Source organism: Ensifer sp. PDNC004, from assembly GCF_016919405.1.
GTDB lineage: Bacteria > Pseudomonadota > Alphaproteobacteria > Rhizobiales > Rhizobiaceae > Ensifer.
Genome location: NZ_CP070352.1, coordinates 1604961 through 1617500, shown reverse-complemented (window position 1 = coordinate 1617500; position 12540 = coordinate 1604961). Strand labels below are relative to the sequence as shown.

Here is a 12540-nt window from a genome sequence, read left to right as displayed (position 1 = left end):
TCCGCCAGCACGAAAGCCTCACAGACACCGGCCATGGAAATGCCGAGGATCATGTTGTTGCAGATCTTTGCCGCTTGGCCCGCACCGACACCGCCGCAATGGACGATCTTCTTGCCCATGGCGTCGAGCAGCGGCTTGCCGCGCGAAAAAGCCTCGTCGCTACCACCGACCATGAAGGTCAAAGTGCCAGCCGAAGCACCGCCGGTGCCACCGGAAACCGGCGCGTCGAGCGAGGGGCAGCCGATCTTTTCTGAGAGCGCATGCGCCTTGCGGGCGCTATCGACGTCGATCGTCGAACTGTCGATCAGCAGCGTGCCCGGATCGACGAAACCGAGAAGCTCATCCCAGACGTAGAGGACATGGGCGCCGGCCGGGAGCATGGTGATGACGCATTCGGCGCCGCGCACCGCATGTGCAATCGAGCCCGCGACGGAAACGCCGGTCTTCGCCGCGGCGTTGCGCGAGGCTTCCGACAGGTCGAAGCCCGTGACCGCATGGCCCGCCTTCACCAGATTGGCGGCCATCGGACCGCCCATATTGCCGAGCCCGATAAAGGCGATCTTCGTCATGGCATTCCTCCTCGCATTGAAACTCGGCCGAAGCCGAACCGCGCCCCGTCCTCAGGCGCTAAAACAGTGGTGGATGATCCTTCCCGTCGAAGCGCGACAGCAGGGCCGGCGTGACATCGGAGAGCCTAACCGACCATTTCGGATTGCGGTCCTTGTCGATCACCGCGGCGCGCACGCCCTCGTAGAAATCGGGATTGCCGAGCATGCCGAGCGTCGCGGAATACTCCCGCTCCAGGCATTCGTTCAGCGATGCGCTGCGGCGGCCGGCGCGCAGGAGATCGAGGGTCAGCTTCATGCTGAGCGCGGAACGGGAGTTCAGGAGCGCAAGCGTTTCTCTGGCGAAATCAGAACCATCGGCTTCGAGCGCCGCGAGAATCTCTTCGATCGTATCGAAGGCAAAGCAACGGTCGATCAGGGCAAGATGGCCTTGAAGCGGCGTTGCCGGCGCTTGCGAAGCATGCTTGGCAATCACGCCGTCGACAGCCGCGCTGCCCGCGCTCGGCGCGAGTGCGGCGAGATCAGCGATCAAGGCCTCCAGCTTGTCCGCAGCGACAAAACTGTCCGCGAGCCGCGCATGGATCGCGTCGGCCGCAACGATATCCCGGCCGGTGAGACCGAGATAGGTGCCGAACTCGCCGGGCGCCTTCGGCAAGAGCCAGGTGGCCCCGACATCCGGGAAGTAACCGATGCCAGTTTCGGGCATGGCAAGCCGGGTGCGCTCGGTGACGATGCGATGGCCGCCATGGGCGGAAATCCCGACGCCGCCGCCCATGACGATGCCGTCCATGATGGCGATGTAAGGCTTGCGGTAGCTGGAGATCCGGCTGTTGACGACGAACTCCTCGCGCCAGAACTGGGCGCCCTCCTCCGGGCGCTCGCGGCCGCTCTCATAGATCATGCGGATATCGCCGCCGGCACAGAGCCCGCGCTCGCCCTCACCGGTCACAAGCACGGCGGCCATTGCCGGGTCGTTTTCGAATGCGGTCAGCGCTTCAGCGATCAACCGGATCATCGGCACGTTGAGGCTGTTGAGCGCGCGCGTGCGGTTCAGACGGATCCGACCGATCGCGCCCTGGCGCTCGACGATCACTTCCGGTGCTGGCGTCTGCATTTCCATGAGCGGTCTTTCCCGTTTCTGGCCTACTTCCGGCCGATAAGCGAACGCGCAACGATGAGGCGCATGATCTCGTTGGTGCCCTCAAGGATCTGGTGCACCCGGAGGTCCCTGACAATCTTCTCGACGCCATAATCTGCGAGATAACCGTAGCCGCCATGAAGCTGCAGCGCGTCGTTGGCGACGGCGAAGCAGCGGTCGGTGACGAAGCGCTTGGCCATGGCGCAGAGTTTCGTCGCTTCCGGATCACCGGCATCGAGCGCCGAGGCGGCGCGCCAGAGGAAGGTGCGGGCGATTTCGAGATCGGTCGCCATATCGGCGAGCCGGAACTGCAGGGCCTGGAATTCGCCGATCGCCTTGCCGAAGGCGCGACGCTCCTGAACGTAGGCCAGCGCCTTTTCGAAGGCGGATTGAGCACCGCCAAGCGAGGCGGCCGCGATGTTCAGGCGGCCACCATCGAGCCCGCCCATGGCGATCTTGAAGCCGTCGCCTTCGCCGCCGAGGCGATTTTCAGCGGATACGCGCACGCCGTCGAGCATGACGGCGCGGGTCGGCTGCACGTGCCAGCCCATCTTCTTTTCGTTGGCACCGAAAGTCAGGCCGGGCGCGTCCTTCTCGACGATGAAGGTCGAGATGCCCTTGGGGCCGTCCTCGCCAGTTCTGGCCATGATCACGTAGAGACCGGATTCGCCGGCGCCGGAGATGAACTGCTTCTGGCCGGTCAGGACATAGCTGTCGCCGTCCTTGACCGCCTTGGTCTTCAGCGCGGCCGCGTCCGAACCGGACCCGGGCTCGGTCAGGCAGTAGCTTGCGAGCACGTCCATCGTCAAAAGCTTCGGCAGCAGCCGCTGGCGCTGCTCGTCGCTACCGTAGCGGTCGATCATGCCGGCGCACATGTTGTGGATCGACATGAAGGAGGCGACGGCCGGGCAGCCGGTCGCCAAGGCTTCGATGATGATCGCAGCGTCGAGGCGCGTGAGGCCCGTGCCGCCGACATCGTCACGAACGTAGATGCCGGCCATGCCGAGCGCTGCGGCACCGCGCAGCGTGTCGACCGGAAAATGCTTCTGCTGATCCCAGTCGATCGCGTGAGGGGCGATCTCGTCGCGGGCGAAATCGAGCGCCATCTGACGAATGGCCTCCTGTTCCTCCGACAGGCGAAATTCCATATGCATGTCCTCCCTGACCGCATACCGGCTGCAGATTTCCTTTAAACCTGCAGTGACTCAAAGCGCTACAGCGACCTTTAAGCGTCTCAGAGGACGCGCGTCGCTGCAGGCAATTGAGGTCTAGTTACACCAACTTTCCGCTAGGCCCAGATGCAACTTCTCACAGGGTCTGTTCAAAAATGAACAGACAGCCCCGATCAACTCTCGCTTAGACGATACGGCAGAGCGCCACGTAAGTCATGATCCACGATCAGGCGACGCTTCAAGGGCGGTACAGCGCGGCTCGCGCATTTCGTCCGTTCGCAGATACGGCAGGAAATGCCGATCGGGTCGAAGGCGGCGCGGTTGCCGAGATCCACGTCGTCGGCATAGACGAAGGCGTCGGCGTAGGAGACCTCGCAGCCGAGCGCCAGAGCATAACGCGGCTGTGCGGCGCGGAAACCGCCGCCACCCTTGGTGATCTGGGTGGCGAGACAGAGATAGCGAACGCCATCGGGCGTTTCGGCCAGTTGCCTGATAATGCGGCCCGGCGTCTCGAAAGCCTGGTGCACGTTCCAGAGCGGACAGGCGGCACCGAAGCGCGCGAATTGCAGCTTGGCGGCGCTATGGCGCTTGGTGATGTTGCCGGCGCGATCGATGCGGGCGAAGAAGATCGGGATGCCCTTCTGCCCCGGACGCTGCAGGGTCGAGAGGCGATGGCAGACCTGCTCCAATGAGGCGCCGAAGCGGGCAGCGAGCAGCTCGATATCGTGTCTCAGGTCGCGGGCGGCCCTTAAGAACGCCTGGTAGGGCAGGATCAGTGCACCGGCAAAATAGTTCTGCAGGCCGATGCGACAGATCTCATAGGCCTCTTCGGTGCGGAAACCGGCGCTGCCGGCCACCCGGTCGATCTCCTCCCGGGCATGAAGCTGAGCGATCTGCAGCGCGATCTGAAAATCGCGCGTCGCGGGCGGGGCATAGGGGTTGAGGGTCAGGATGCGGGCGCGCGGATCGAAGCGACGGATGGCATCGTCGCCGGCGGCACCGCGGACGACACGGACGCCATGGCGTTGCTCCAGGTGGCTTGCCAGCGCCGCGTGATTGTCGCCTTCGCCGAGCCCGAGTTCACTCGCCAGCCGCTCCGCGAGCATATCGATCTCGTGGATATAGTTGTCGACGAAATGAAAGAAGTCGCGCACTTCCTCATAAGGCGTGGTTTCGACGAAAGGGCCGCCGCGGCCGATGGTGTCGTCGATGCTTGCAAGCTGTTCGCTGTTGCGACGATAGGCCTGGTGGCAGGTGATCAGCGCATGCGCCAGCCCCGGTGCGTTCTGGGCGACGAGCTTCAGCTCTTGCAGGCTGGCCGAATAGGTCTCGAACAAGGGGTCGCTGAGCGCCTCCGAGAGCGCCGAAAGCAGGCGATCGCCCTCTCCAGTCGAAAGTTCGGCAATATCGATCTGGAATTTTTCGGCAAGCGCCAGCAAAACCGCCGCCGAAACCGGACGCTGATTGTTCTCGATCTGGTTGAGATAGCTGGTGGAAATGCCGATGCGTTCAGCGAACTGGCCCTGTGTCGCCTTGTTTGCTTCCCGCATTTCCCGGACCTTGCGGCCGATATAGAGCTTGCCGATCGCCATATTTGCAACTTTGCAATTTACGTTTCACAAATTTCTCTATTTCACATTTGCACATGAAGGGACGTTTTTCCATCCAACCTTCGACGCTATTGCGAAGGTCGAAGCGCCTCTGCACAATCATTGAAAAAACCGGGCATCAAAAAATCGGGAGGGCACCATGCGCGCCATACTAGAACAGGTCGAAGCCCGCCGGGCGGAAGCAAGAGCCGGCGGCGGCCAGCGGCGGATCGACGCCCAGCACGGCAAGGGCAAGCTGACCGCGCGCGAACGCATCGAGGTCTTGCTCGATGAAGGCTCCTTTGAAGAGTACGACATGTATGTCACGCACCGTTGCGTCGACTTCGGCATGGAAGGCCAGAAGGTCGCGGGCGACGGCGTCGTCACCGGCTGGGGCACAATCAACGGCCGCCAGGTCTATGTCTTTTCCCAGGACTTCACGGTGCTCGGTGGCTCGCTTTCGGAAACGCATGCGCAGAAGATCTGCAAGATCATGGATATGGCCGTGCGCAACGGCGCGCCGGTCATCGGCCTCAACGATAGCGGTGGCGCCCGCATCCAGGAAGGCGTGGCGTCGCTGGCCGGCTATGCCGAGGTCTTCCGCCGCAATGCCGAGGCCTCGGGCGTCATTCCGCAGATCTCGGTCATCATGGGGCCTTGCGCCGGCGGCGCCGTCTATTCGCCTGCCATGACCGACTTCATCTTCATGGTCCGGGACAGTTCCTACATGTTCGTGACCGGGCCCGACGTCGTAAAGACCGTGACCAACGAGATCGTCACGGCCGAAGAACTCGGCGGTGCGAGCACCCACACGAAAAAGTCTTCCGTCGCCGACGCGGCCTATGAGAACGACATCGAAACGCTTGAGCATGTGCGCCTGCTCTTCGATTTCCTGCCCCTCAACAACCGAGAGAAACCGCCGGTCCGTCCCTTCCACGATGACCCGGCGCGGCTCGAAATGCGTTTGGACAGCCTGATCCCCGATAGCGCCACCAAGCCCTACGACATGAAGGAGCTGATCCTGGCGCTTGCCGACGAGGGAGATTTCTTCGAGTTGCAGCAGAGCTTCGCCAAGAACATCATTACCGGCTTCATCCGCATGGAAGGCCAGACGGTCGGTGTTGTTGCCAACCAGCCGATGGTGCTTGCCGGCTGCCTCGATATCGACAGCTCGCGCAAGGCCGCGCGGTTCGTGCGCTTCTGCGATGCCTTCTCGATCCCGATCCTGACGCTGGTCGACGTGCCCGGCTTCCTGCCCGGCACCGCACAGGAATATGGCGGCGTCATCAAGCACGGCGCCAAGCTGCTCTTCGCCTATAGCCAGGCGACCGTGCCCATGGTGACGCTGATCACGCGGAAAGCCTATGGCGGCGCCTATGACGTCATGGCCTCCAAGCACATCGGCGCCGATGTCAATTATGCCTGGCCGACCGCCGAGATCGCCGTGATGGGCGCCAAGGGCGCGACCGAAATCCTCTATCGCTCCGAGCTCGGCGACGCCGAGAAAATCGCGGCGCGCACGAAGGAATACGAGGAGCGCTTCGCCAATCCGTTCGTGGCGGCAGAGCGTGGTTTCATCGACGAGGTGATCATGCCGCATTCGTCGCGTCGCCGCATTGCTCGTGCCTTCGCATCCTTGCGCAACAAGCAGGTCGATGTCCGCTGGCGCAAGCACGACACGATCCCGCTCTGATGGAGGCGATGATGGAACGGGAGCCGGAGCGCGTGATGACGCCGGAAGAAGCCCGACGCGACCACTGGCAGATGCTGCGCTACATGACCGTCAACGCGCTGATCGGCGTTGCAATCGGAGCAATCACGGCTGGCGCACTGATCTGGCTCAATATCGGCGCGGTCGGCACGCACATCGCTCGCTCGACCAGCCCGGTGCTTGCCACCCTCATGGTCGTCGTGCCCTTCGCGCTGCTTTTCGGTGGCGCTGCAGCGGCATCCTCGATCGCGCTTTTGCCCTATCGCCGCAAGTTCAAACGCTGACGCGCAGCCCTCAGGATTTGAAAGAGAAACAGATGTTCAAGAAAATCCTCATCGCCAACCGTGGTGAAATCGCCTGCCGCGTCATCAAGACCGCAAAGAAGCTCGGCATCGCGACCGTTGCCGTCTATTCCGACGCCGACCGCGATGCGATGCATGTGCGCATGGCCGACGAGGCCGTGCATATCGGCCCGTCGCCCTCGGCGCAGTCCTATATCGTTATCGACAAGATCATCGACGCTATCCGCAAGACCGGCGCCGATGCCGTTCATCCGGGCTATGGCTTCCTCTCCGAAAACGCCGCCTTTGCGCAAGCGCTGGAAAGGGAAGGCGTTGCCTTCATTGGCCCGCCGGTTGGCGCGATCCAGGCGATGGGCGACAAGATCACCTCGAAGAAGCTCGCGGCCGAAGCGGGTGTCTCCACGGTTCCGGGCCACATGGGCCTGATCGAGGATGCCGACGAGGCCGTGCGGATTGCCGGTTCGATCGGCTATCCCGTGATGATCAAGGCATCGGCCGGCGGCGGCGGCAAGGGCATGCGCATCGCCTGGAACGACCAGGAGGCGCGCGAGGGCTTCCAGTCGTCGAAGAACGAGGCGAAGAACGCCTTTGGCGACGATCGCATCTTCATCGAAAAATTCGTGACCGAGCCGCGCCATATCGAGATACAGGTGCTCGGTGACAAGCACGGTAATACGCTCTACCTCGGCGAGCGCGAATGCTCGATCCAGCGTCGCAACCAAAAGGTCATCGAAGAGGCCCCCTCGCCCTTCCTAGACGCCGAGACCCGCAAGGCCATGGGTGAGCAGGCGGTCGCGCTTGCCAAGGCCGTCGGCTACCACTCGGCCGGCACCGTGGAATTCATCGTCGACGGCAAGCGCAACTTCTACTTCCTTGAAATGAACACCCGCCTGCAGGTGGAACATCCGGTGACCGAACTCATCACCGGGCTCGATCTCGTCGAGCAGATGATCCGGGTTGCCGCCGGCGAAAAACTCGCCTTTGGCCAGGACGACGTGAAGCTCAACGGCTGGGCGATCGAAAGCCGGCTCTATGCCGAAGACCCCTATCGCAACTTCCTGCCGTCAATCGGCCGGCTGACGCGCTATCGTCCCCCGGTCGAGGGCGCAAGCGACAACGGCACTGTGACGCGCAACGACACCGGCGTTTTCGAGGGCGGTGAAATCTCGATGTTCTACGACCCGATGATCGCCAAGCTCTGCACCTGGGGACCGGACCGGCAGACGGCAGTCGAGGCCATGGCCGACGCGCTCGATCAGTTTGAAGTCGAAGGCATCGGCCATAACCTGCCGTTCCTGTCGGCCGTCATGCAGCAGCAGCGTTTTAGAGAAGGTCGGCTGACGACCGCCTACATCGCGGAAGAATTCGCCGACGGCTTCCATGGCGTTGCGGCGGAAGCGCCGGCGCTGCGCAAGCTTGCCGCCGTCGCGGTTTCGGTCAATCAGGACCTGCAAGAGCGCGCCAGCCAGATTTCCGGGACGATCGGCAATCACCGCCGCGTCGTCGGCCATGACTGGGTGGTCACCCTCGGCGATCACGCCTTCGCGGTAACGGCAGGGTCATCCGCCGACGGCGCCTTCGTCCGATTTGCCGATGGCAGCTTGGTTACCATCGCCGGAGACTGGGTGCCTGGTCGCACCCTTGCCACCTTCAACATCGACAATGAACCCCTGAGCGTCAAAGTCGATCCGGTCGGAACCGCCATCCGGCTCCGCTGGCGCGGCATCGACGTCGTTACGCACGTCAGAAGCCCGCGGGTTGCGGAGCTGGCGCGGCTGATGCCGAAGAAGCTGCCGCCGGATACGTCGCGCATGCTGCTCTGCCCGATGCCGGGTGTGATCACCTCGGTCACGGTCAAGGCCGGCGATACGGTCGAGGCTGGACAGGCGCTTGCCGTGGTTGAGGCGATGAAGATGGAAAACATCCTGCGCGCCGAAAAGAAGGCCGTGGTCAAGCGCGTGGCGGTCACAGCCGGCGCCAGCCTCGCGGTCGACGAACTGATCATGGAATTCGAATGATGGCGAGCGCCGTCGACGCCATCACCCGGGAGAACATCCGATGACCGAAAAAACCATCAAGGACTGGGAAACGCTCGCGGAGCGTGAACTTAAGGCAGCGCCGGAAAGCCTCACCTGGCAGACGCCAGAAGGCATCGCGGTGAAACCGCTCTATACGGCTGATGACCTCGACGGTATCGATCATCTCGCGTCACTACCGGGCTTCGAGCCGTTCGTGCGCGGCCCGCGCGCGACCATGTATGCCGGGCGTCCCTGGACGATCCGCCAATATGCCGGATTCTCCACGGCCGAAGCTTCGAACGCCTTCTATCGGAAGAATCTCGCGGCCGGACAAAAGGGCCTTTCCGTCGCCTTCGACCTTGCGACCCACCGCGGCTACGACAGCGATCATCCGCGCGTCGAAGGCGATGTCGGCAAGGCAGGGGTTGCGATCGACTCGGTCGAGGACATGAAAATCCTGTTCGACGGCATTCCGCTCGACGAGATGTCAGTGTCGATGACCATGAACGGCGCGGTCATTCCGATCCTCGCCTCCTTCATCGTTGCCGGCGAGGAACAGGGCGTTTCGCGCGACAAGCTCTCGGGGACCATCCAGAACGACATCCTGAAGGAGTTCATGGTCCGCAACACCTACATCTACCCGCCGGAACCCTCGATGCGCATCGTCGCCGATATCATCGAGTATACGGCGAAGGAGATGCCGAAGTTCAACTCGATCTCGATCTCCGGTTATCACATGCAGGAAGCCGGGGCGACGCTGGTGCAGGAGCTCGCCTTCACGCTTGCCGACGGGCGCGAATATGTGCGCGCCGCCCTTGCCAAGGGGCTGAACGTCGATGAATTCGCCGGCCGGCTTTCCTTCTTCTTTGCGATCGGCATGAATTTCTTCATGGAGGCGGCGAAGCTTCGGGCGGCGCGCCTGCTCTGGACCCGGATCATGCAGGAGTTCGAGCCGAAGAAGCCGTCATCGCTGATGCTGCGCACCCATTGCCAGACATCGGGCGTCTCGCTGCAGGAGCAGGATCCCTACAATAACATCATCCGCACCGCGTTTGAGGCAATGTCGGCGGCCCTCGGCGGCACGCAATCGCTGCATACCAATTCCTTCGATGAAGCGATCGCGCTGCCGACGGAGTTTTCCGCGCGCATCGCCCGCAACACGCAGTTGATCCTGCAGCACGAGACCGGTGTCACCAAGGTCGTCGATCCGCTCGCCGGCTCCTACTACGTCGAAAGCCTGACCAACGAACTCGCCGAAAAGGCCTGGGCGCTGATCGAGGAGGTCGAAGCGATGGGCGGCATGACCCGTGCGGTCAACGCCGGCCTGCCGAAGCGACTGATCGAAGAGGCAGCAACGCGCCGCCAGGCCGCCGTCGACAAGGGCGAGGAGATCATCGTCGGGGTCAACAAGTACCGGCTCGACAACGAAGAGCCGATCGACATTCTGGAGATCGACAACAGCGCCGTGCGCGCCGCACAGATCCGCCGCATCGAGGAGACCAAGCGGCGGCGTGACTGCGCGAAGGTGAAAGAGACGCTTGCCGCGGTTTCAAAGGTCGCATTGAGCGGCGAAGGCAATCTACTCGCGGCCGCCGTCGAAGCGGCGCGGGCGCGCGCCACCGTCGGCGAAATCTCCGATGCGATGCGCGGCGCCTTTGGCGACCACGCCGCCACCCCCAAGGTTGTCAGCAAGATCTACGGAAAAGCCTACGAGGGCGAGCCGGAACTCGAAGTGCTGTCCGGGCGTCTCGACGAAGTCTCGGCGAAACTCGGCCGCAAGCCGAAGATCATGGTCGCCAAGCTCGGCCAGGACGGCCATGATCGCGGCGCCAAGGTGATCGCATCCGCCTTCGGCGACATCGGTTTCGACGTGCTTGCCGGGCCGCTGTTTCAGACGCCGGAGGAAGCCGCCGACATGGCGCTTGCGAGCAAGGTCAACGTCATCGGCGTCTCTTCGCTTGCGGCCGGCCACAAGACGCTGATGCCGCAGTTGGCCGAAGCGCTGAAGAAGCGCGGTGGCGAGGATGTCATCGTCATCTGCGGCGGCGTCATCCCGCGCCAGGACTATGACTACCTGATGGAGAATGGTGTCTCCGCGGTCTTCGGTCCCGGCACCAACGTGCTCGATGCGGCCCGCGCGGTGCTCGACCTGATCGAGGGCAAGCGCCGCAACATCTGATGCCGGGCGATACGGAGGCATTGTCTCTCCGTTCGCCCCAAGCGGTTGTCGTTACCGACCGACGCAACTATGGTGACGCCATGACGTCGATCGCCGAAGTGTTCGGACCCTTTGCCCTGATGGCGCGCCTCTTCGCCCGCTTCTGGCCGCAGCTCCTGCTGATCGGCGCCTGCGGCGCGATCGCGCACGATCTCCTGATGCGGGCAGCGGTCTGGATCGGGATGCAGCATCCGCTCGGTGGCATGGTCACGCTCTCCCTCGTCGTGCTGGCGAAGCTCGTCGTCATCGTGCTGATGTTCATGGTCCTTCGACCAGGCTTGCCGGCACTCGAAGCGCTCCGCCAGCAACCGGCGGCAGCGCCTGTCGAGACAAAGGCGCCGAAGGCCGAGCGCAGGCTGCTCGCCGTCACCGCCGCTGCCCTGCTGCCGTTCTTTGCCTACTACGCCGCCTGGGGTTTTCTCGGCGATACCGTGCGCGAATATTCGCGGTCGGCACTTGCTGCCGTGGCTTTCGGCGAAAAAGCCAACTTCTTCGATATTCTGGGATCGCGCGGCGTTCTCGTGTCAATCGCGCTCTGCTGGCTGTTGCGCTGGGGCGCAAAACGCATGAGCAAGCGGAGCGAAGCGCCCCTCTGGCGTCTGCTGATCGTGGCCGCAGATGCCAGCTGGATCTTCATCGGTCTCTACGGCCTGTCGGTCTGGAAGGACCAGGTAATCACCTGGCTTGGCGCCGGCAAGCTTTTGAGCATGAACGGCTTCGCCTTCACCGGCATTGCGTACGCCGCCGAGACCTTCGTGCCGGTGGAACTGAGAAAGCCTGACTGGAGCAACGAGGCGACGGGCCTGTTCTTCTATGCGCTCCTTCCGGTCATCTGGCTGGTCATGGCGGCCATCATCAACGGCTACGAGCTTTCGAGCGCAACACAGCGCACTCGCCCTGCATCGGCAAAGCCGCGCCGCGCCCGCACGCTACGCAAATGGGTCGCCGATTTTCTCGACCACTTCGTCAGCGATTATCGCTCCCGTTATGCGCCGATCTGGACCTGCCTGAAGCTGACGCTCGGCTCGGGGCTGGCGGCACTTTTCGCCTTCATCGTCGCCTACAATGCCATTACCTGGCTTGGCGCCTGGACCTGGTACGCAGCGACACGGACGCTGGACGTGGTTGATCTTGCAAGCTGGCGGCTCGTTTTCGATGCCTTGAGCCTTATCATCGGCAGTCCCAGCGATCTCAACGGCGGCATCGTGCTCGATGCCCTGCGCATCACCCTCTTGGCAGCGATGCTCGAACATGCCGTTTCCCGTCAGGCCGATAAGGCAGAGATCAACTACGCGTCCACTTGAACACCAGCGTCTCGTCACTGGCGCCTGGATATTCGATCCGGAGCGAAAGGTCCCGCGCCTCCGCCGGAACGATGAAGCTCTCGGCCATGCGGACGGCCGTGCCGGCCTTGGCATCGGCAAAGGCCAGGACACTGCAGCGCGGACGCTCGGCCACTTCCGGATACATCTTTCGCACGATCGGCTCGGTCAGGGTGACCGGTTCGAACTGACGTCCCTTGCCGTCGATCAGCCGGACGCGGCAGGCGCCCTTCGACAAGGCGGCGAGATCGGTCGACGATGCCTCGAATTCGGCGAGAATGACGCGTGCATCGTCGGTGCGCGGCAGGCGCCGCATATCCATAAGTTTCCATTGCCCGCCGGCGAAGGCCTGCGCTGCCCCATCTTCGACGACGATTTCCGCACTGCCGCCGGCGAGCCATTGGCTCTCAACAAGGCTGTCCCATGCGCGGGCGACGAAGGCGACCGGCAGCGCGATAATCAGCGCCAGCAGGCAGGTCCAGAAGGTGCGTTTCTCGCTCATGA

The 12540-nt window shown here is 63.1% G+C and carries 10 protein-coding genes (1 of these 10 cut by a window edge); 5 read left to right on the top strand and 5 right to left on the bottom strand.

Translation table 11 applies throughout. The features are described from left to right. The 4 genes from mmsB to JVX98_RS07140 form a co-directional block, all read right to left on the bottom strand. Positions 1 to 569 carry the 5' portion of a 3-hydroxyisobutyrate dehydrogenase gene (mmsB, locus tag JVX98_RS07155; RefSeq protein ID WP_043625090.1) on the bottom strand. Its footprint begins 328 nt before the window's first position, so the window shows 569 of its 897 coding nt (coding positions 1–569); its start codon is at positions 567 to 569; the stop codon falls past the left edge of the window. Between the two features lie 58 nt (positions 570 to 627). Continuing rightward, positions 628 to 1686, bottom strand: a complete 1059-nt coding sequence (locus tag JVX98_RS07150; RefSeq protein WP_205236308.1) for an enoyl-CoA hydratase/isomerase family protein — start codon at positions 1684 to 1686, stop codon at positions 628 to 630. Between the two features lie 23 nt (positions 1687 to 1709). Next, positions 1710 to 2852 carry an isobutyryl-CoA dehydrogenase gene (locus JVX98_RS07145; protein ID WP_205236307.1) on the bottom strand — a complete coding sequence of 381 codons (1143 nt, stop codon included), beginning with the start codon at positions 2850 to 2852 and terminating at the stop codon, positions 1710 to 1712. A gap of 197 nt (positions 2853 to 3049) precedes the next feature. Then, positions 3050 to 4468, bottom strand: a complete 1419-nt coding sequence (locus tag JVX98_RS07140) for a short-chain fatty acyl-CoA regulator family protein (protein WP_205236306.1) — start codon at positions 4466 to 4468, stop codon at positions 3050 to 3052. A gap of 157 nt (positions 4469 to 4625) precedes the next feature. Here JVX98_RS07140 and JVX98_RS07135 point away from each other — a divergent pair, with 157 nt between their 5' ends. The 5 genes from JVX98_RS07135 to JVX98_RS07115 all read left to right on the top strand — a co-directional run bounded on the left by JVX98_RS07135 (position 4626) and on the right by JVX98_RS07115 (position 12018). Then, positions 4626 to 6158, top strand: coding sequence for an acyl-CoA carboxylase subunit beta (locus JVX98_RS07135; protein WP_205236305.1), 1533 nt, complete (start codon positions 4626 to 4628; stop codon positions 6156 to 6158). A gap of 11 nt (positions 6159 to 6169) precedes the next feature. Continuing rightward, positions 6170 to 6460 (top strand): hypothetical protein, encoded by a 291-nt coding sequence (locus JVX98_RS07130; RefSeq protein WP_246764822.1) that lies wholly within the window; start codon positions 6170 to 6172, stop codon positions 6458 to 6460. A 32-nt stretch (positions 6461 to 6492) separates the two neighbouring features. After that, positions 6493 to 8496, top strand: a complete 2004-nt coding sequence (locus JVX98_RS07125) for an acetyl/propionyl/methylcrotonyl-CoA carboxylase subunit alpha (protein ID WP_205236304.1) — start codon at positions 6493 to 6495, stop codon at positions 8494 to 8496. 40 nt (positions 8497 to 8536) lie between these two features. Continuing rightward, positions 8537 to 10675 (top strand): methylmalonyl-CoA mutase, encoded by a 2139-nt coding sequence (scpA, locus tag JVX98_RS07120; RefSeq protein ID WP_205236303.1) that lies wholly within the window; start codon positions 8537 to 8539, stop codon positions 10673 to 10675. 80 nt (positions 10676 to 10755) lie between these two features. Continuing rightward, the gene (locus JVX98_RS07115) at positions 10756 to 12018 is read left to right on the top strand and encodes a hypothetical protein (RefSeq protein WP_205236302.1); all 1263 of its coding nucleotides are present in this window, start codon (positions 10756 to 10758) and stop codon (positions 12016 to 12018) included. On the opposite strand, the gene JVX98_RS07110 is transcribed toward JVX98_RS07115, so the two are convergent. Further along, entirely contained in the window at positions 11999 to 12538 is a 540-nt protein-coding gene (locus JVX98_RS07110) for a hypothetical protein (RefSeq protein ID WP_205236301.1), read from the bottom strand. The two genes, JVX98_RS07115 and JVX98_RS07110, sit on opposite strands and share 20 nt — an antisense overlap. Positions 12539 to 12540 lie beyond the last annotated feature (2 nt).

Coding starts and splice junctions, on each gene's coding strand:
- JVX98_RS07135 (WP_205236305.1), top strand. CDS start 4,626: ATGCGCGCCATACTAGAACAGGTCGAAGCCCGCCGGGCGGAAGCAAGA.
- JVX98_RS07115 (WP_205236302.1), top strand. CDS start 10,756: ATGACGTCGATCGCCGAAGTGTTCGGACCCTTTGCCCTGATGGCGCGC.
- scpA (WP_205236303.1), top strand. CDS start 8,537: ATGACCGAAAAAACCATCAAGGACTGGGAAACGCTCGCGGAGCGTGAA.
- JVX98_RS07130 (WP_246764822.1), top strand. CDS start 6,170: ATGGAACGGGAGCCGGAGCGCGTGATGACGCCGGAAGAAGCCCGACGC.
- JVX98_RS07140 (WP_205236306.1), bottom strand. CDS start 4,468: ATGGCGATCGGCAAGCTCTATATCGGCCGCAAGGTCCGGGAAATGCGG.
- JVX98_RS07145 (WP_205236307.1), bottom strand. CDS start 2,852: ATGGAATTTCGCCTGTCGGAGGAACAGGAGGCCATTCGTCAGATGGCG.
- JVX98_RS07110 (WP_205236301.1), bottom strand. CDS start 12,538: ATGAGCGAGAAACGCACCTTCTGGACCTGCCTGCTGGCGCTGATTATC.
- JVX98_RS07150 (WP_205236308.1), bottom strand. CDS start 1,686: ATGGAAATGCAGACGCCAGCACCGGAAGTGATCGTCGAGCGCCAGGGC.
- JVX98_RS07125 (WP_205236304.1), top strand. CDS start 6,493: ATGTTCAAGAAAATCCTCATCGCCAACCGTGGTGAAATCGCCTGCCGC.